The 18,531-nt window shown below is 63.8% G+C and carries 16 protein-coding genes; 9 read left to right on the forward strand and 7 right to left on the reverse strand.

Annotated elements, in window-relative coordinates; genetic code table 11:
- Positions 1-1,357 (forward strand): M20/M25/M40 family metallo-hydrolase (locus GSQ89_RS19000; protein ID WP_158928090.1); only part of this gene is annotated, 1,357 nt, incomplete at its 5' end.
- Here GSQ89_RS19000 and GSQ89_RS19005 read toward each other — a convergent pair.
- Positions 1,312-2,301, reverse strand: a complete 990-nt coding sequence (locus tag GSQ89_RS19005) for a LysR family transcriptional regulator (protein ID WP_158928091.1) — start codon at positions 2,299-2,301, stop codon at positions 1,312-1,314. The genes GSQ89_RS19000 and GSQ89_RS19005 overlap by 46 nt on opposite strands.
- A 108-nt stretch (positions 2,302-2,409) precedes the next feature.
- On the opposite strand from GSQ89_RS19005, the gene GSQ89_RS19010 reads away from it, so the two are divergent.
- The 6 genes from GSQ89_RS19010 to GSQ89_RS19035 all read left to right on the forward strand — a co-directional run bounded on the left by GSQ89_RS19010 (position 2,410) and on the right by GSQ89_RS19035 (position 9,501).
- Complete coding sequence (locus GSQ89_RS19010; protein ID WP_158928093.1) at positions 2,410-4,023, forward strand: FAD-dependent monooxygenase; 1,614 nt, start codon at positions 2,410-2,412, stop codon at positions 4,021-4,023.
- Complete coding sequence (locus tag GSQ89_RS19015; protein WP_158928095.1) at positions 4,023-4,799, forward strand: alpha/beta fold hydrolase; 777 nt, start codon at positions 4,023-4,025, stop codon at positions 4,797-4,799. The genes GSQ89_RS19010 and GSQ89_RS19015 overlap by 1 nt, the downstream gene beginning before the upstream one ends.
- A gap of 44 nt (positions 4,800-4,843) precedes the next feature.
- Complete coding sequence (locus GSQ89_RS19020) at positions 4,844-6,172, forward strand: MFS transporter (protein ID WP_158928097.1); 1,329 nt, start codon at positions 4,844-4,846, stop codon at positions 6,170-6,172.
- A gap of 12 nt (positions 6,173-6,184) precedes the next feature.
- On the forward strand, positions 6,185-6,934 hold the full coding sequence (locus tag GSQ89_RS19025) for an alpha/beta fold hydrolase (protein WP_158928099.1): 750 nt from the start codon (positions 6,185-6,187) through the stop codon (positions 6,932-6,934).
- A gap of 12 nt (positions 6,935-6,946) precedes the next feature.
- Positions 6,947-8,167 carry an LLM class flavin-dependent oxidoreductase gene (locus tag GSQ89_RS19030; RefSeq protein ID WP_158928101.1) on the forward strand — a complete coding sequence of 407 codons (1,221 nt, stop codon included), beginning with the start codon at positions 6,947-6,949 and terminating at the stop codon, positions 8,165-8,167.
- Positions 8,168-8,439: 272 nt separating this feature from the next.
- Positions 8,440-9,501, forward strand: a complete 1,062-nt coding sequence (locus tag GSQ89_RS19035; protein WP_158928103.1) for a glycosyltransferase — start codon at positions 8,440-8,442, stop codon at positions 9,499-9,501.
- A 9-nt stretch (positions 9,502-9,510) separates the two neighbouring features.
- Here the strand turns inward: GSQ89_RS19035 and GSQ89_RS19040 are convergent, their stop codons facing one another.
- The 4 genes from GSQ89_RS19040 to GSQ89_RS19055 all read right to left on the reverse strand — a co-directional run bounded on the left by GSQ89_RS19040 (position 9,511) and on the right by GSQ89_RS19055 (position 13,353).
- Positions 9,511-10,371 carry an ADP-polyphosphate phosphotransferase gene (locus tag GSQ89_RS19040; protein ID WP_158928105.1) on the reverse strand — a complete coding sequence of 287 codons (861 nt, stop codon included), beginning with the start codon at positions 10,369-10,371 and terminating at the stop codon, positions 9,511-9,513.
- Between the two features lie 51 nt (positions 10,372-10,422).
- Positions 10,423-11,142 (reverse strand): SDR family oxidoreductase, encoded by a 720-nt coding sequence (locus GSQ89_RS19045; protein WP_158928107.1) that lies wholly within the window; start codon positions 11,140-11,142, stop codon positions 10,423-10,425.
- Complete coding sequence (locus GSQ89_RS19050) at positions 11,139-12,431, reverse strand: O-acetylhomoserine aminocarboxypropyltransferase/cysteine synthase family protein (RefSeq protein ID WP_158928109.1); 1,293 nt, start codon at positions 12,429-12,431, stop codon at positions 11,139-11,141. The genes GSQ89_RS19045 and GSQ89_RS19050 overlap by 4 nt, the downstream gene beginning before the upstream one ends.
- A 163-nt stretch (positions 12,432-12,594) precedes the next feature.
- Positions 12,595-13,353, reverse strand: a complete 759-nt coding sequence (locus GSQ89_RS19055; RefSeq protein ID WP_158928111.1) for a DsbA family oxidoreductase — start codon at positions 13,351-13,353, stop codon at positions 12,595-12,597.
- A 130-nt stretch (positions 13,354-13,483) separates the two neighbouring features.
- Here GSQ89_RS19055 and GSQ89_RS19060 point away from each other — a divergent pair, with 130 nt between their 5' ends.
- Positions 13,484-13,921 (forward strand): phasin family protein, encoded by a 438-nt coding sequence (locus tag GSQ89_RS19060; RefSeq protein WP_158928113.1) that lies wholly within the window; start codon positions 13,484-13,486, stop codon positions 13,919-13,921.
- Between the two features lie 108 nt (positions 13,922-14,029).
- Here GSQ89_RS19060 and GSQ89_RS19065 read toward each other — a convergent pair whose 3' ends face one another.
- Entirely contained in the window at positions 14,030-15,571 is a 1,542-nt protein-coding gene (locus GSQ89_RS19065) for a peptide chain release factor 3 (protein ID WP_158928115.1), read from the reverse strand.
- Positions 15,572-15,858: 287 nt separating this feature from the next.
- On the opposite strand from GSQ89_RS19065, the gene GSQ89_RS19070 reads away from it, so the two are divergent.
- On the forward strand, positions 15,859-17,805 hold the full coding sequence (locus GSQ89_RS19070; RefSeq protein WP_254073280.1) for an SPFH domain-containing protein: 1,947 nt from the start codon (positions 15,859-15,861) through the stop codon (positions 17,803-17,805).
- A gap of 137 nt (positions 17,806-17,942) precedes the next feature.
- Here GSQ89_RS19070 and GSQ89_RS19075 read toward each other — a convergent pair whose 3' ends face one another.
- Positions 17,943-18,431 carry an SgcJ/EcaC family oxidoreductase gene (locus GSQ89_RS19075; RefSeq protein WP_158928117.1) on the reverse strand — a complete coding sequence of 163 codons (489 nt, stop codon included), beginning with the start codon at positions 18,429-18,431 and terminating at the stop codon, positions 17,943-17,945.
- Positions 18,432-18,531: the final 100 nt, after the last annotated feature.

Genomic DNA, 18,531 nt, shown 5'->3' on the forward strand with positions numbered 1-18,531 from the left:
CACCCACTTCGACTCCAATGGCTTCCGCGACCATCTCGCGGAGCTCGTCGCCATCCCCAGCACCTCCCAGGACCCCGGCCACCAACCCGACGTCCAGCGCTACCTCGCCGATGCCATCCAGCCCTGGCTGCAACGCATGGGCTTCACCGTCGAAATCCACCCCAACCCCGTCGCCGGCTTCGGCCCCATCCTGTTCGCCGAACGCCTGGAGGGACCCGACCGCCCCACCGTCCTGACCTACGGCCATGGCGACACCGTCCGCGGCCTCGACGACCAGTGGCGCGCCGGCCTGTCCCCCTGGACCCTGACCGAGGAAGCCGACCACTGGTACGGCAGGGGCTCCGCCGACAACAAAGGCCAGCACGCCCTGAACCTCTCGGCGCTGGAGGCAGTCCTGGCCGAACGCAGCGGCACGCTTGGTTTCAACCTGAAGCTGATCCTGGAAACCAGCGAGGAACGCGGCTCCACCGGCCTGCGCCAATTCGTCGCCGAACAGGCCGACCGGCTGGCCGCCGACGTGCTGATCGCCAGCGACGGCCCACGCGTGATGCCGGAGGTCCCGACCATCGCCACCGGCACCCGCGGCACCTACCATTTCGACCTCACGGTGGACCTGCGTCCCGGCGGCGTCCACTCCGGACATTGGGGCGGCCTGACCACCGACCCTGCGGTCGTCCTCAGCCACGCGCTCGGCACCATCATGGACCGCCACGGCAAGATCCTCGTGCGAGACTGGCTGCCCCGCAACGGCGTGCCCGCCGCGGTGCGTGCGGTGCTGGATGGCTGCCCGGTCGGCGGCGGGGGCGAGTCAGCCAACATCGATCCGGGCTGGGGCGAACCCGGCCTGACCCCAGCCGAGAAAATCTACGGCTGGAACAGCTTCATCGTCCTCTCGCTGTTGTCCGGCCGACCGGAAAACCCCGTCAACGCCGTCGCCCCGAACGCAAGGGCGCACTGCCAGATCCGCTACACCGTCGATTCCGACCCCGAAACCTTCGGCCCCGCGCTGCGCCAGCACCTCGACGACAATGACTTCCAGTCCATCGGCATCGAAAACGCCTATGTCCGCATGCCCGCCAGCCGCACCGATCCCAGCCATCCCTGGGTCCGCTGGACAGTCGCCAGCATGGAAAAGACGGGGGGCAAGCGCGTCCAGGTCATCCCGAACTCCTCCGGCGGCCTGCCGGGCGACGTGTTCGTGGACTACCTCGGTGTGCCGCTGGTCTGGATCCCGCACAGCTACAACGGCTGCAAGCAGCACGGTCCGGATGAGCATCTGCTGACCGGCCCGGCGCGTGAGGGTCTGGCCGCCTACGCCGGTATCTGGTGGGATTTGGGCGAGCCAGGCACCCCCTGACGCCGCCGCCGCTCACCCTGCGGCGCACGCCAACCGAACGCGCCGGCAGCGACGATCGCCGCCGTTTCCGTCCGGATCGCCTCGGCCACGGCCTGCGCCGCCCGCGTCAGCGGACGATCCCGCGGCACGGCCAGCAGCCGAGACAGCGAGAAATCCTCCACCACCGCCCCTGACAGCGTGCCCGCCGTCAGGTCCGGTTGCACCGCCGAGGCCGGCAGCACGGCATAGCCCAGTCCCGCCCGCAGCAGCGCCTTCATCGGTCCGGGGCTTTGCACCCACACCTTCGCCTTGATCTGCGCCGGACTTGCCTTGGCGCCGAGACGCCGGCGCACCACGGACAGCCATCCGCTGCCGACCGGCAGGACCAGCGGCAACTCCGGCAATAGATCCAGCGGAACCGACGAAACCGCTAGCAGAGGGTCGTTCGGCGGTCCCACGAGGATCATCGGTTCGGTACACAGCGCCACATAGTCGATGCGCGGGTCGGGGTCCGGCGAACTGACCACGGCCAGATCCAGACCACCCTGCCGCAGTTCGGCGAGCGCGGTTTCGTTCAGCGCTTCCCGCAGCTCCAGTTGCACACCGGGCAGGCGCCGCACCACGCTGACCGCCAGCACTGGAAACAGGATGTCGCCGAAGCTGGGCGGCGCGACGAGACGCACCATCCCGCTGGGTTCGCTGTTCAATTCGGAGATCTCCGAAATCGTGCTGGCGGCCTCGGCCAGCAGGAAACGCGCTCGGGTCAGCAGCAGCGCCCCCGCTTCCGTCAACACGACGCCCCGCGCGCCGCGATCCATCAGCGAACCGCGGCAGGCGTACTCCAACGCCTGCACCTGACGGGACAGCGCCGATTGGGCGATGCGCAGGCTGGCGGCGGCCGCACTGAAGCTGCCGGTCTCGGCAACAGCCACGAAGTAGCGCAGTTGGCGAAGGTCCATAGGCATGCCGAAATCAGATCACTTTCATCGATTTTATATATTTGCGCGATAGCTTGTACCGGTGCCAGGGTTATCGCAATGCGCGGGCAACACCCGCCGGAGGAAATCGCTTCGATGTCCCAGACAACATCCGTCCTGATCGTGGGCGGAGGGCCGGTTGGCCTCGCCATGGCGCTCCTGCTTCACCGTTTTGAGATCGACTGCGTCGTGGTCGAGCGCAGTCCGACCACCACCGATCATCCGAAGTCGCGCGGCTGCTGGATCCGCACCATGGAATTGTTCCGCCAATGGGGCATCGAACAGCGCATCCGCGACCGCGGCCTGCAAGACGGCTCCGACATGTTCGTGTTCGTCGAAAGCATCGCCGGGCGGGAAATCGGGCGCACCCGGCCGGAACCGAACGAAGGCCATACGCCGGCCTGGAAAAGCCTGGTCGCGCAGGACGCCGTCGAGGAAGAAATTCACGCCGAACTGCAAGGCTCGAAACACGCCAGGATCCTGTTCAACACCGAGTTTCTCGGCTTCGAGGAATCCACTGATGGCGTAACGGTGCGCACCCGCTCCACCGGCAACGGCAAGGAGCAGTGGTGGAACGCTCGGTATCTGATCGCGGCCGACGGCGCCGGCAGCCGCACCCGGCGGGCAGCGGGGATAGAGATGGAAGGCCCGGCCACGCTCGCCGTCATGTCGAACGAGTACTGGAAAGGCGATCTATCGCGTTTTCCGATCACCCGGGAGGCAGCCGGATACCGTATCATATCCAACGTCCCGGGGGTGCCGGTTTCGACCATTCTAAATACCAATGGACGTGATCGCTGGCTGACCGTGACCCAGATCGGATTGGAACAGGACGACCGTCCGCATCCATGGACGGATGCTGAAACAATCGAGCTGATACGCGCGCAGACCGGCGTCCCAGACTTGGCGGTGCAATTGCTGAACCGATCCGTCTGGCGTGTCAGCAAGCAGGTGGCGCAGCGGTTCCGCCAAGGGCGCGTGCTGCTGGTGGGCGACGCCGCGCACCGCTTTCCGCCCACAGGCGGGTTCGGGCTGAACTCCGGTGTGCAGGACGCCCACAACCTGGCCTGGAAGCTGGCGTTCGTCCTGCGCGGCATCGCCGATGACGCGTTGCTCGATAGCTACAGCGTGGAGCGGCGGCCGGTCGCGCAGTCCAACGCCGATTTCAGTTTCGGCAATCGGCGTCGCTATGGATCGATGGAGGCAGCGGCCCGCAGTGGCCATCCGGATCGGATCAAATTCTGGCTGGATGATATGGACAACCATCTGCACAGCGTCGGGCAGGCGCTGGACTTCCGTTACGAGGAAGGTGCGGTGATTCCGGATGGAACCATTCCGCGTCCGCTCGATCCGCGTGTGTATCGGCCCAGCGATCGGCCGGGCGGCCGGTTCCCACATCTGTGGCTGGACTTCGCCCGCAAGCACTCGACACTGGATTGGTTCGACAAGACGTTCACCCTGGTCACCGGGCCTTTGGGCGCGGAGTGGCTGGAGGCCGGCAAGCAAGCCTCCGAGAAACTGGGGATACCGATCGGCCTTCGCACCATGCCGCGCGTGGATGAATCCGACGGTTTTCGGATGGGTATGCGCGGCGCCGTGCTGGTACGGCCGGATGGCCATGTGGCATGGCGGATGCCCTATCTGCCCAGCGACCCGGCGGCGGAGATCATAACAACCATGAACACGTTGCTGCATCCGGGACAAGTCTGATGCAACATGTCACCGTGCCAGGCGGCGTGAAGGTCGCATATGCCGTGACCGGTGCCGGCGTCCCCTTGGTGCTGATCCATGGCGCCGAGGCCGACCACACCATGTTCGATCGTTTCGTGCCGTTGCTGACAGCGGATTTCGCCTGCATCGGCTATGACCAGCGCGATTCCGGTGAAACGATCAATCCCGAACAACCCTATGGCATCACCGATATGGCGGATGACGCGGCGGGTCTGATCACCGCGCTGGGACACCGGAAAGCGCATGTGTTCGGCACCTCGCTAGGCAGCATTATCGCCCAGGCGCTAGCCGTCCGCCACCCGGCGGTGGTGGATCGGCTGGTGCTGTCGGCGGCAATTCGGATTGGCCGAAGTGTCGCCGATATTGCCCCGGAAACCGCTGCCGAACTCGGCCGGCTGCGAGCGGATCCGGCCCGCAACGCCATGGCGATCGCACATTACTTCTATACCGCCGACCATCTGGCGCAACACCCGGAACTGGCACAACGTTTCGCTGGCAGCAAACGCACACCGGCGCAACAAGCACGGCGCGGTGCGTTGATCCCCAATGCGCCGCTATTGCCGTTGAGCGGCATCACCGCCCCGACACTTGTGTTGGCACACGCCGAGGACAAACTGATTCCACCCGTCCACAGCCTCGGCATCGCCGATGAAATCCCCAATGCCCGAACGGTGGTGCTTGACGGGCTGGGCCATGTAGGCACGATCCAGGCACCGGAACGGGTAGCGGCGGTGGTACGTGGCTTCCTGTCCTGAAAAATGCAGCGGACCGCTAGAGCCCGCGCCAACGGGAGTATGTCATGCAAGCCACCGATACCGCCGGTCGTAGCGTATCCGGACTGTTTGGCCTGACCGCCTATCAATGGAAAGTGTTCCTGGTCACATGGCTGGGCTGGGCACTGGACTCCACCGATTTCGGCCTGTTCTCCTTCGTCCTGCGCCCGGCTGTCACCGATCTGCTCGGCGGCCACGCGACCCCGGCGCAAATCGGCAGCGTCGGCGGCTACCTCGCGATGGCCGGACTGCTCGGCTGGGCCTTCGGCGGCTTCCTGTTCGGCATTGTCGCTGACTACATCGGACGCGTCCGCACCCTGGCGATCAGCATCATGGTGTTCAGCGTGTTCACCGCCTGCCAGGGATTTTCGCAAACCCCGTTTCAGCTTGGGTTGTTCCGCTTCCTGGCCGGAGTCGGCACCGGCGCGGAAGGCGTGGTCGGCATCGCCCTGGTTGCCGAAGTCTTCGCCCAGACCAACCGAGCGAAAGTGCTGGGAATCATGATGACCGGCGGCGCGTTCGGGCCGTTGATCGGCGGACAGATCTACAATCTGGTTGGCCCATACGGCTGGCGGTCGGTATTCTTCGTCGGGATCATTCCGGCGCTGCTGTTGCTGATGCTGCGCCGGGGCGTGCATGAACCCGACCATTTCAAGACCGTGCAGGACAGGCGTTCGTCGGTAAAGGCCGCCGGCCGAATGGCGAGCGATGCCGACCAGGCGTTCATGCGGCTCTCGTTCACCCAGTTGTTTTCCAAGGAATTGCGCTTCAACACCGGCGTCGGGCTGCTGTTCTGCCTGGGAACCCTGTTGTCGATCTGGACCAGCCTGATCTGGTTGCCGACGATCCAAAGCCTGATGCTGCAAAAGCAGGGCATCATCGGTGCCGCCGCGATCCCTTATGTCGGATACGGCATGATGCTGTGGGGAATCGGCGGCATCCTGGGCTACGGCAGCTTCGGCTTCATTGCCGACCTGATGGGCCGCAAGCCGACCATCCTGTTCTTCAATGTCGGCGCCATCGTCAGCGGCCTGATCCTGTATCTCGCGCTCAAAACCTGGGATTATTACCCGTTGATGCTGCCGGTTTTCGGCTACTTCGTGTTCGGCGTGTTCTCCGGCCACGCGGTCTATCTGCCGGAGTTGTTTCCGACCCATGTGCGAGCGACCGCGGTCTCGTTCTGCAACGGTTCCGGACGAATCATCACCAGTTTCGGGCCGCTGGTCGCCGGCCTTCTGGTGGTGCCGTTCGGCACCTTCAACAACGCGGCGGCGGTGATGACATGTTTCGCGGTACTCAGCATGATCGCCATGCTGCTGGGTCGTGAAACCCGCGACGACGAACTACCCCAGTAAGGGAACGAAAACATGATTCTGCACGGGATCGATATGGAAGTCACCCGGTTAGGCGCCGGACAACCGGTCGTGCTGCTGCACGGATTTCAGCAGATCGACCCCGAGGCCCGCTTTCTGCACCTGCTGTCACAGCGGGCAGAAATCATCGCACCCTCCCACCCCGGATTCGGCCGCTCCGCTCGGCCGAAGGACTTCGAAACGATCTACGACCTCACGAACCTCTATGCGGCCTTCCTCAATGCGCTGCCGTTCGAAAAAGTCACGCTGGTCGGCTTCTCCTTCGGTGGCTGGCTGGCCGCGGAACTCGCCGTCCGCTCCCACCACAAAATCGCCCGGCTAGCACTTGTAGATACGGTCGGCATCAAGATCAGCGACCGCGAAACCCCGGACATAACGGACATTTTCAACACCCATCCGGATGAAGTGACGCGCCGAACCTGGCACGATCCCGCCAACGCACCAGACTTCAACGCGATGTCCGACGAAGCCCTGATCATGCGCCATCGGAATTGGGAGTCGCTGTCGCGGTACGCATGGCATCCGTATATGCACAACCCGAGGCTGGCATTCTGGCTGCCACGGATCGATGTGCCCACCCGAGTGCTGTGGGGCGCCTCCGACCGCATCGTGCGTCCGTCATACGGCCAGGCCTTCGCCGGCCTGATCCCCGGCGCGGACTTCACCGTGATCGATCAGGCGGGGCACCAGCCAGAAATCGAGCAGCCGGACGTCTTTGTCGATCATCTCAGCGCGTTTTTGTAGGAGGCCGATCCCATGGACGCCTGGTGGCAATGTGAAATTCCCTACCCGTTCGTCGACAAGGCGATCACCGACGCAGCCGATTCGGTGCGGGCCTCGCTGCCCAACCAACTGTGTGACCCGCGCATCGCGGCAACCCTGTTCGATGAAGTGCTGGACGAATTCCTGCTGTGCGACGACCTCGGCATGAACGTCATCGCGATTGAGCACCACGCCGGCATCAATTCGTTGATCGGCGCCAACCCGATGGTGACCAGTCTCCTGGCCAGGCAGACCCGCAATGTGCGCGTCCTCAGCCTGGGCACGCTGGTTTCATTACGCCCCGATCCGGTGCGCGTCGCCGAGGAATACGCCACCGCCGATATCCTCGCCAAAGGCCGGTTCGACATCGGCTTCGTGAAATCCGGCGGCACCGAAATGGCATCGTCCAACATCAATCCGGTGAACAACGAGGAACGCTACTGGGAAGCGATCGACCTGATCAAAAAGGCACTGACCACCCATGACGGACCATTCAGTTGGGAAGGCAAACATTTCAGTCACCGCCACGTGAACATCTGGCCGCGGCCCTACCAGGACCCGCATCCGCCGATGTGGGCAGCGACCGGCGACCCGTCCAGTTCGGCCGAGGTCGGGCGCCGGGGCATGCGCCACGTGCTGGTACTGCGCGGACCGGAAGGCACGAAACGCGCCTACGATGCCCATCGCCAGGCCCGCGCCGCCGCCGGCTTGCCGAAGGTAACGACGGACAACTTCGCCTATGCCGCGCTGGTCTACGTCGGCGACACCGAGGACGAAGGCATCGAGGTCGGCAGCAAGCTGCTGTGGTTCCTGAACACCAGCCTGAAATCCGCGCCGCAGTTCAACAAATTCCTGCCAGGTGCAGCGCCGCCGGTGGCCGCGCCAGGCTTGTATCGGACGCAACCGAAACCCGACGCAGGGTTGGCCCTGGTGGATGCCGAAAAAGGTGTCGCCCCCGCAAGCCGTAACGCGGAAAAGCTGATCTCCATCACCGCGCCGGAAGCGATGGCGCAAGGCATCCTGTTCGCCGGCAACCCGGACAGCGTCTACCGCCAGATCATGCAATTCTACGACAAAGTCGGCGGTTTCGGACACCTCGCCTTGGTCGGCCGGTCCGGCTACATGACCCACGCGGAATCCACCAAGAGCATCCGCCTGTTCACCAAGGAAGTGCTGCCCCGCCTGAAAGAAATCGGGCCGGTGGAAGTGGGGTAGCTGTCCGGGCGACGCCCAACAATAACCGGTCGCTTCGCCCGCCCCGGCCATCGATCATCCGTGTGGCAGCTTGCCAGGCAAACCATCTTCAACCCACGGCTTCTCAGTGAAGTTTGGGCACGGCGTTTGAGTCGCGTCCGCTCGCCAGCGACCCCTGTCGTCTCCGCGGGCTCCGCGGCAGGATCCGGCCTGCCGTATTGACCGGGCGTGAGCCGCTGCTACTCAGGGCTTCCCCAAGCAACGCCGCCTCCCCCAACCCAAAGAAGCCAACGATGCAGTTCGATTTCTTCCCCAACAGCATGCGATCGGCGCAGCATGCCGACACATCCGGCACCCGCGTCGCCATTCTGACCCGCACCAGGAACCGGCCCGTCACCCTGGCTCGGGCATTGGTCAGCGTGCTGTCGCAAAGCCATACCGACTGGCATCTGTATCTCGTCAATGATGGTGGCGACCCCGCGATCGTGGAACAGCTTGTGCAAAACCACGAATCGGCATTCCAGGGGCGCGTGACGCTGCTGCACCACCCACAAAGCCTGGGCATGGAGGCAGCATCGAACGCCGCCCTGGCGATAGCGGAGGGGGATTTTATCGTCGTGCATGACGACGACGACAGTTGGCACCTGGATTTCCTGACGACCACGGTATCGTTCCTGCGCCGTCCTGAGAATGCCGCCTACGCAGCGGTGGCGACCAACTGTACGGTGATCCATGAACGGATCGAATCCGGCGTCATTACCGAGGAACAGCGCTCGGACAATCCGTTTTGGCAAAGTCAGATCGATTCCGCACGATTGCTGTCGCGCAATTCGATTCCACCGATCACCTTGCTGGTTCGCAAATCCGCTGTCGACGCCATCGGGCCGTTCAACGCGGCATTGCCCGTTCTTGGAGACTGGGACTTCAATCTTCGTGTCCTGATGATCGGCGACATCGCCACCATCGACCAGCCGTTGGCCTACTATCATTGGCGGCGATCGAGCGGGCAAGGCGCCTACGGCAACTCGGTCATGGCAGGCAGCGACCAGCATGCCCTGTATGACGTCCTGTATCGCAACAGCCTGGTAAGACAGCTTCTGGCCAAGGAACCGTCATATCTCGGGCTGATGCAGGTGCTGATGCGACACACCGAAGATCAGGTGGCACAGTTGTCGCGGCAGATCGATCGGAATGCCCAGCTCGCGGGCGAACGATATCTTGAAGTGCGGACGATACTGCGCGGAATCGAGCAAACGTTGCAGCAGACCCAGGGCAACACTCAAGCAGTGCGGCAATCATGGGCACGTCTGTTGCCCGTGCGCCGGATGGTCGCCCGGTTGCGCGGCCGCATCTAGCCGCCGGTATCATTCCGCCAACTGTTCGCGGATCGCCAGCAGCGCCCGCCGCCGTTCCTCCGTCGTCTCCGGATAGGACATTTTCAGGCTCTCAAGCGTATCCAGAATGATCTCCGACAAGATCAAACGCGCATTCTCCTTGTCATCGGCGGGGACGATGTACCAGGGTGAATGGCGCGTGCTCGTCGCGCCCAGGCACTTTCCATAGGCTTTCATGTAATCCGGCCAGAAGGCACGCTCCTCGATATCCGCCTGGCTGAACTTCCAGTTCTTCTCCGGCTCGTCTATCCGTTGCAGGAAGCGCCGGCGTTGCTCGTCTTTCGACAGGTGCAGGAAGAACTTGACGATCCGGGTTCCATTGGCATGCAGATGCCGCTCCAGATCGACGATAGAGCGATACCGGGCCGCCCAGACGGACGTGTCGTTGGCCGGCAGGCTCTCGCCCAGCAGGATGTCCGGGTGGACCCGGGCCACCAGGACTTCCTCATAATACGATCGGTTGAAAATGCCGATACGGCCGCGTTCCGGCAGGTCTCGGGTCGTTCGCCATAGAAAATCGTGCAGCAACTCGGTCGCGCTGGGACGCTTGAAGCTGAACACCTGGCAGCCCTGAGGATTGACCCCCGACATGACGTGCTTGATCGCACCGTCTTTGCCCGCCGCGTCCATCGCCTGGAAGATCAACAGCACGGCGTGCCCGTTGGATGCATATAGAAGTTGCTGCTGCGCACTCAGGCGAGCGACATGGTCGTTCAATATCTGATGATACTGATGGTCGGACTTGTAAACCTTCGCCACTTTCGTCGGCCACTTGCCAAGATCGACATCAGCGCCTTCCCGAACACGAAAATCCTTTAGTTTGATCTTCATTGTCTTCCCCTATCGCTCTCAGCCGGTTATGGCGGGCGCGGGCGCAAATCCCTAGTCCGGATAGATCATCTTCCGCGTCACCCCACCGTCCACGACAAACTCGGCACCAGTAATGAAACCGCTTTCCTGTCCCACCAGGAACGCGGCAAGCGCGGCAATGTCCTCGGCACGGCCAACCCGTCCGGCCGGGTGGAACGCGTGCTCCTGTTCCGTCGGTTCGGGACCCTTGGTCAGGATCCAGCCAGGACTGATGCAGTTCACCCGGATATCCGGCCCCAGGCTCACCGCCAGCGCATGGGTCAACGCGACCAGCCCGCCTTTCGACGCCGAATACGATTCCGTGTTCGGCTCCGACATCCGAGCGCGGGACGAGGCGATCGTCACCACCGCGCCCTTGGCGGCACGCAGCAGGACTTCGGCCGCGCGAACCAGCAGGAACGTGCTGGTCAGGTTGGTGGTCAGCACCGCCGACCATTCCGCCAGGGAAAGCGCCCCAAGCGGCTTGCGGATCATGAACCCGGCATTGCACACCAGCGCATCCAGCCGCTGTTCCGCCACCGCGATCGAACCCACCAGCGCGGCAACCGAGGCCTCCTCACCGACGTCGCAGACAACATACCGCCCGCCGGCCGGGGCCGCCCCGGCGGGGTCCCGGTCGGCGACGATCACCCGCCAGCCATCCGTCGCCAGACGCCCCGCGATGCCCGCGCCGATACCCTTGGCACCGCCGGTTACCAAGGCGGTACGAGGGGCAGGCGCGGCCATGCTCATGCCTTCGCCGCGTCCAACGCCTGGGACAGATCGGCCAGGATGTCGTCGATGTGCTCCAGTCCCACCGACAGCCGAACATAACCAGGCGTCACCCCGGTCGCCGCCTGCTCCGACTCCGTCAGTTGGGAGTGCGTAGTGCTCGCCGGATGGATCGCCAGGCTGCGGGCATCGCCGATGTTGGCGACATGGTAGAACATCTTGAGCGCATTGATGAATGTGCTGCCGGCTTTCGCGCCGCCCGCCAGTTCGAACCCGACCAGGCCGCCCTGCCCGTGCGGCAGGTATTTCGCCGTCCGTTCCGCGCCGAGACCCGTGTGGTGCGCCGGGTGGATGACGCGGGTCACATCCTTGCGGTCGGCCAGGTAGTTGGCGACCGCCAGGGCGTTCCGGCTGTGCTCCCGCATCCGCAGCGGCAGGGTTTCGACACCCTGAATGAACGCGAACGCATTGAACGGAGCCATCGCGGCGCCCAGGTCGCGCAGCAGGGTGACCCGCATCTTCAGGATATAGGCGATCGGACCCAGCGGCTTGACGGCCTGCGACCAGACCGCGCCGTGGTACGACGGGTCAGGCGTGTTCAACGCCGGCTGGCGGCCAGGATTGGCTTCCCAGTCGAAATTGCCGCCATCGATGACGATGCCGCCGATCGAGGTCCCATGCCCGCCGATCCATTTGGTGGTGGAATACATCACCACCGCCGCACCATGGTCGAACGGGCGCACCAGTACGGGCGCCGCGGTGTTGTCCATGATCAGCGGGATACCGAAGGATCGGCCGATACTGGCCACCTCCGCGATGGGGAACGGGATCAGCTTGGGATTGGGCAGCGTCTCCGCATAATACGCCCGCGTGCGATCGTCGGTAGCGCGCGCAAACCCCTCGGGGTCGCTTGGATCGACGAAACGGGCCTCGATGCCCTGGTCCTTCAGCGTGTTGGCGAACAGGTTCCAGGTGCCGCCGTACAGGTCGGTGGACGTAACGAAATTGTCGCCGGCCCGAGCCAGGTTTTGCACCGAAAACGCCGACGCCGCCTGGCCGGAGCCAAGCGCAAGCGCCGCGACCCCACCCTCGATCGCCGCCAGCCGCTGTTCCAGCGCATCGTTGGTCGGGTTCATGATGCGCGTGTAGATGTTGCCGAGTTCCTTCAGTCCGAACAGGTTCGCCGCATGTTCGGCGCTGTCGAATTGATAGGCCGTGGTCTGGTAGATCGGCACGGCGACGGCGTGGGTGGCGCTGTCGCGGCGCCAGCCGGCGTGCAGGGCGAGCGTCTCGGGATGCTTGCTGGTCATGACTGTTTCCTCCTGGTGTCCGGTATGGCGGGCACTATAGGCGGTGCGACAGCGCGGTAAACGGCCCAACAGAAGGCAGCAAAACCTCTCTCTACTGGCTTGTCGCGGCAGTGCGTTTCAGCCGGGCCGCCACCGAAGTAGAGAAAATCCGCCCGATGCTGCCCTACGCCGCACTGCTCTGTTGCTTCTGCAGGATCCCATGGCCACGCCGCAGCGCCGTAGCGATCGTCTCCGCCGGCATCGCGCCGGAGAACAGGCTGTAGCCGTCCAGGAAGAATGACGGAACGCCGGAAACCCCCGCCTCGCGAGCAGCCTGGTCGGCGCCACGCATCTCTTTGTCCGCCAAATCCCCGGCAAGAAAGTCCAGCACCGCCTGGCGCGGCAGACCCGCTGTCTCGGCGCAATCGGCCAGCACGGCGTGGTCGCCGACATCGCGCCCCTCGACGAAGTAGGCCTTGAACACCGCCTCCATCGCTGCGTCCTGGTCGCCATGCTGGCCGGCGAACCAGATCAGCCGATGGGCGTCGATGGTGTTCGGCGTGCGGGTCATCAGGTCGGTGTGGAAATCCAGGCCGACAGCGGCCGCCGCGTCGGTGATGCGCTGGTCCAGGGCGGCGGATTTCTCCACGCTGCCAAACTTCCAGGCGCGATAGGCCGCACGGTCCCGCCCTTCTTTCGGCATGTCGGGATTGAGCTGGAACGGATTCCAATGAACCTGGAAATGCAGCCCCTCCTCCGCCAGCGTCGCCAGCGCGCGTTCCAACTGACGCTTGCCGACATAGCACCAGGGGCAGATCGCATCCGACACGATATCGATCCGCGTTCCCACCGGCGCGGTAACGCCAACCTGATGAGTCCCCGTAACCTCGGTGTCGCACCCGTCAGGGCCGCACACCATCGCCGATGCGTTGTCGTTGTCCATGGCCGATCTCCTTTTCCGTTACATGGCGCCTCAACGCGGTTTTGTCACGGGTCTGTGGCCTTGGATTTCCCACCCGGCGAGCCTAACCTCGCCCCTGTTGCCGAACCGGACCAGCAGAAGGATCTTCACCATGGCATTCCCTCCCCAGTCGATGGCGGATTTTGGCGAATTCGGCAAACTTTTCGCCGATATGAAAATGCCCGCGGTTCCGGACATGGAGGCGTTCGTCTCAGCCAGCCGCCGCAACATCGAGACCCTGACCGCCGCCAACAAGGTCGCCCTGGAAGGCGCCCAGACCGTGGCCCGCCGGCATATGGAGATCGTGCAGCAGAACATGGCCGAACTGACCGAGGCGATACGGGCGATGTCGACGCTCGAGGCCCCGCAGGCCAAGGCCGCCAAGCAGGCCGAACTGCTGAAACAGGCCTATGAGCGTGCAGTCGCCAACATGAAGGAGATCGGCGACCTGATCCAGCAATCCAACGCCGAGGCCGTCAAACTCCTGAACGCTCGGTTTGTCGAAGCCCTGGACGAGGTCAAGGCCCTGGCCGAGAAGGCCAAAACCTAGCGCATTTTGGCCGGTCCAGATCGCGCCTAGCCGCGCATTGTCATGACCCGATTTGTCATTGCGAGGTGAGGCCCCTCCGAACCTTCGGAGCCAAACTGTAGGCCAAGGTCACGCCGCCAGTTGGTCGGCGCGGATATCTTTGATGTCCCGGAAGGTCAGGCCGGGTGCCAGGTCTTCCGCCCGGCGCATCATGAAGGATGAGGTCGCCAGGAACACCGGGTCGCCATCGACGTCGTCGGCCATGGCGCTGCGATTGTCGGCGACGAATTTCGCCAGGGCCGCCTTATCCGACGACGACACCCATCGAGCCAGCGAGAACAGCGAATTTTCGAACCCGATCGCCACGCCATATTCCGCACCCAGCCGGGCCTGAAGAACGTCCAACTGCAAGGTGCCGACAACGCCGACCAAGGGCGCCGATCCGTCCTGCGGACGAAATAGTTGGACCACGCCTTCCTCCGCCAGTTCGACCAGGGCCTGCCGCAGCTTCTTGGCCTTCATCGCGTCGTCCAGGCGGACGCGGCGCAGAATTTCGGGGGCGAAATACGGGACACCGGTGAACTGGACATCCTCGCCCTCGGTCAGCGTATCGCCGATGCGCAGCGTGCCGTGGTTGGGGATGCCGACGACGTCGCCGGCGAACGCCTCATCGGCGATTTCGCGCTCGCGAGCGAAGAAGAATTGCGGCGCGTGCAACGGGATGGACTTGCCGGTCCGCACCTGCTTCAGCCGCATGCCGCGCACCAGCCGCCCGGAGCACACCCTGGCGAAAGCGATGCGGTCGCGATGATTGGGGTCCATGTTGGCCTGGATCTTGAAGACCAGGGCGGTCAGGCCGGACTCCGTCGCCTCGATGGTGCGCTTGTCAGCCGGCTGCGCCCGCGGCCGAGGCCCATACTCGGCCAGTCCGTCCAACAGGTCCTTCACCCCGATATCCTTGATCGCGCTGCCGAAATAGACCGGCGTCAGATGGCCGTGGTTGAAACTCTCCACATCGAATTCGGGCAGCGCGGAGCGCACCAGGTCCACCTCGTCGGCGACCGCCAGCATGCGCGGATCGGATTGCGGCAGGTCGTCGATCAGGTGCATCTGCCGCTTGCGCAAATCGTACGTCCCGGCGAACTCCGATGCCCGCCCGATCGGCCAGGTGACCGGGCAGGTGTCCAAGGCCAGGGTCGACGCAACCTCATCCAGCAGTTCGATCGGGTCGCGCGCTTCGCGGTCCATCTTGTTGATGAAGGTGATGATGGGGATGTCGCGCAGGCGGCAAATCTCGAACAGCTTCCGGGTGCGCGCCTCGATGCCCTTGGCCGCGTCGATGACCATCACGGCGGAGTCGACCGCCGTCAGTGTGCGGTAGGTATCCTCGGAAAAATCCTCATGCCCCGGCGTATCCAGCAGGTTGAAGACGCAGTCGGCGTATTCGAACGTCATGACCGAGGTGACCACCGAAATGCCGCGATCCCGCTCGATCCCCATCCAGTCCGACCGCGTGCGCCGCCGCTCGCCCTTGGCTCGGACGTTGCCGGCAAGCTGGATCGCCCCGCCCTCACGCAGCAGGTGTTCGGTCAGGGTGGTTTTACCGGCGTCGGGGTGGGAGATGATGGCGAACGTACGGCGGCGGGCGATTTCAGCGGTAGAATCGGTCATTCAAGGGCTTTCGTGGGCCGGGGGCTTTCGTGGGCCGGGCGTTCGGCGGGTCGTGACGGTATATAGGGAGCGGCCATCGGCGCGTCACGTCCGGATACGGCCACGAACTCCGTCAGGCGCCACGATACCACTCGGCCGGGAACCCCACACCGCGCCCGCCCGTAAGGCTAACCTTCCCGGACCGCTTGGATTTGTCACAAACCGATGGCCCCGCCGTCCTTGTATCTGACCGGTTTCGATATTAAATCGTTTGCCGCCCGATCCCGGGCTGCAATGAGGTTATCCTCGTGTCCGCGCTCTTCGAAATCCATCTGCTTTGGCCCGCCCTCCTGGGTGCGGCTTTGCTCATCTTATTGATTATCCTGATGTTTTCCGGCGACGGTTGGGTATTCATCCCCAACGATTCCTACGGCATCGTCGAACGTAAATGGTCGCTCCGCGGCAGTCGCGACGGTGGCAAGATCGGTTTCGTGGCACTCGGCGGCGAAACCGGTTTCCTGCCGGAGACAATCCATGGCGGTTTCCACAGCTACATGCCGTTCATGTATCGCGTGCATCGCCAGAAGCTCATCACCGTCCGCAACATCGGTTACCTGTTCGCCCGAGCGGGCGCGCCATTGCCGAACGGTCAGGCGCTGGCAGCGTGGCCGGAGGATGTCGATCCCCGCGATGCAAGGTCGTTCCTGACCAAAGGGGGACAGCAGGGCAATCAGCGTCATATCCTGCGCGCCGCCTCCTATGCCATCAACACCGCCCTGTTCGTGGTGTTCACCGAAGATGGCACCTACGAAATCCCGCTGGGCGACCGGGAGAAAATCGACTCCCTGCACGCGCTGATCCAAAGCCGCGGCGGCTACGACCCGGTCTTCCTCGATGCCGACGATATCGGCGTGGTGACGGTGCAGGACGGTCCGGCCCTGGACCATGGCGAGATCATCGCCCCCACCGTCGGCACCGACGCCAAGGTCCCGGCGCTGTTCCACAACAGTTTCCAGGACGTGCCGAAGTTCCTCGCCGCCGGCGGCCGCCGCGGCCGGCAGGAACAGGTGCTGACCGAAGGCACGTACTATATCAACCGGCTGTTCGCGACGGTCGACTTCAAGGAAAAGACGATGGTGGAGATGGGCACCGTCGGCGTGGTCGTGTCCTACGTCGGACCTCCAGGCGCCGATCTGACCGGAGCCGACTACAAGCACGGCCAGTTGGTCGAGCAAGGCCAGCGCGGCGTCTGGCAAGTGCCGCTGCAACCCGGCAAATACGCCTACAACCCATATGCGTACAAGGTGAAGACCGTCCCGACCACGAACTTCCAGCTCCGCTGGATCGAGGCAGCGACGGACGGCCACAACTTCGACGCCAACCTGTCGGAGATCAGGCTGATCACCCGCGACGCGTTCGAGCCCATCCTGCCGTTGTCCATCGTGGTGCACATCGCCCAGGAGGACGCGCCCTACGTCCTGCAGCAATTCGGGCCGGAGATCGGCAACCTTGTGGACCAATCGCTCGATCCGATGGTCAGCGCCTGGTTCAAGGACGCCGCGCAGGCCCTGACCCTGATCGAACTGGTGAACGAACGCGCCGCGCTACAAGCCAAAGCCCTGGCCGAGATGAAAGTACGCTTCGGCAAATACCGCTTGAACGTCATGGAGGTGATGATCGGCACCCCCCGCGCCGCCCCCGGTGACAAGCACATCGACACGGTGTTCGAGCAGCTTCGCTCTCGCCAGGTCGCCAAGGAGCAGGCCGCGACGTACGCCAGCCAGCAGGAAGCCGCGGTCAAGGAACGAGAACTCAACGAAGCCAAGGCCATCGCCGCCCAGCAACCCGCGCTGACCGCCTCCAAGGTCGCGATCGCCGTCGCCGAGAACGAGGGTGAGGCCGCCTTGAAACGTAAAACCAAGGAAGCCGAAGCCCTGGTCAAAACCGCCACCGCCACCGCCGAACAGACCCGCCTCGCCGGTCAGGCCGAGGCCGCTCGGATTCAGGCCATCGGCGCCGCTGAGGCCAGCGCGACCAAAGCCCAGTCCGACGCGCTTGGCGGCCCGGATGCCGCTCTACGGCGCGCCATCGCGGGTTTGCTGGCCGAGGCCATCAAGAACGCTAAACAACCGCTCGTCCCGGGCATCGTGATGGGCGCCGGCGGTCAAACCAGCATCGCCGACTTGCTGATGAGCATGGCGGTCGCCAACGGTTCCGTCGGCAAGCTGCTGACCGGGGAGTCTCCGACAGCCTGACGAAGTAGGACAATACGGCACACACGATGACTCCCGATCGCTTCCGCCACGTGTGTGCCGTCTTGGATGGCAAGCATTGCCTGTACCAAAAATAACCTCGCCTTCGCCACCCGTTCGGACGGTGCGAGGCAACATCCCTACGGTGTCGGTACCGCCGACGAATGGTGGTGGACGATCAGCCATTTGCCGTGTTCGGGCGCATAGATGTAAGTATAACGAGCTCGCACCTGTTTGCGGCTGTTAGGCTGATCACCGTTGAGGGTGAAGGTGTAGATGCCGATGTCATAGGCGATGTTGCAGCCGCGATGGATGATCCGTTGGTCAATCTTTCCGTCCGGCGCCTGCTTCAGAAAATAGTCAAAATAGCCGCGGATCGCGTCATGCCCGACCAGCGGGCCGCTCTGTACCGTCGGCAACAGGGTCGCATTCGCAGCATAGTTCGCGACCACCGCTTCTGAGTTCCTGGTCTCTAACGACTTGTTCCATCGATCGAAAAGTGCCTCCACCTGTCGGTCGGTAATGGTTTGGCAGGCCGCGGGCCGGGATGGCTCCCGGGCGTCGACGACGGCGGGTAGCAAGCCGATAGCGATCGTGCCCGCAAACAGCACGGTGCCCAGTCTCAACATATGACGCCTCCCGGTTGGACGGCTGAACGATTGTCCAGTCGAATTGTGATTAGTATTTAGAGAGCAACATCTCATAGGCGGCATCCAATAGCAAGGTCTG

This window comes from Acidisphaera sp. S103 (assembly GCF_009765975.1).
Classification (GTDB): Bacteria; Pseudomonadota; Alphaproteobacteria; order Acetobacterales; family Acetobacteraceae; genus Rhodopila.

Excerpts from the sequence above, each read along its gene's own strand:
- GSQ89_RS19025 (WP_158928099.1), top strand. The coding sequence starts at position 6,185 with ATGATTCTGCACGGGATCGATATGGAAGTCACCCGGTTAGGCGCCGGA.
- GSQ89_RS19065 (WP_158928115.1), bottom strand. The coding sequence starts at position 15,571 with ATGACCGATTCTACCGCTGAAATCGCCCGCCGCCGTACGTTCGCCATC.
- GSQ89_RS19005 (WP_158928091.1), bottom strand. The coding sequence starts at position 2,301 with ATGCCTATGGACCTTCGCCAACTGCGCTACTTCGTGGCTGTTGCCGAG.
- GSQ89_RS19040 (WP_158928105.1), bottom strand. The coding sequence starts at position 10,371 with ATGAAGATCAAACTAAAGGATTTTCGTGTTCGGGAAGGCGCTGATGTC.
- GSQ89_RS19050 (WP_158928109.1), bottom strand. The coding sequence starts at position 12,431 with ATGACCAGCAAGCATCCCGAGACGCTCGCCCTGCACGCCGGCTGGCGC.
- GSQ89_RS19015 (WP_158928095.1), top strand. The coding sequence starts at position 4,023 with ATGCAACATGTCACCGTGCCAGGCGGCGTGAAGGTCGCATATGCCGTG.
- GSQ89_RS19020 (WP_158928097.1), top strand. The coding sequence starts at position 4,844 with ATGCAAGCCACCGATACCGCCGGTCGTAGCGTATCCGGACTGTTTGGC.
- GSQ89_RS19075 (WP_158928117.1), bottom strand. The coding sequence starts at position 18,431 with ATGTTGAGACTGGGCACCGTGCTGTTTGCGGGCACGATCGCTATCGGC.
- GSQ89_RS19035 (WP_158928103.1), top strand. The coding sequence starts at position 8,440 with ATGCAGTTCGATTTCTTCCCCAACAGCATGCGATCGGCGCAGCATGCC.
- GSQ89_RS19030 (WP_158928101.1), top strand. The coding sequence starts at position 6,947 with ATGGACGCCTGGTGGCAATGTGAAATTCCCTACCCGTTCGTCGACAAG.
- GSQ89_RS19010 (WP_158928093.1), top strand. The coding sequence starts at position 2,410 with ATGTCCCAGACAACATCCGTCCTGATCGTGGGCGGAGGGCCGGTTGGC.
- GSQ89_RS19060 (WP_158928113.1), top strand. The coding sequence starts at position 13,484 with ATGGCATTCCCTCCCCAGTCGATGGCGGATTTTGGCGAATTCGGCAAA.
- GSQ89_RS19045 (WP_158928107.1), bottom strand. The coding sequence starts at position 11,142 with ATGAGCATGGCCGCGCCTGCCCCTCGTACCGCCTTGGTAACCGGCGGT.
- GSQ89_RS19055 (WP_158928111.1), bottom strand. The coding sequence starts at position 13,353 with ATGGACAACGACAACGCATCGGCGATGGTGTGCGGCCCTGACGGGTGC.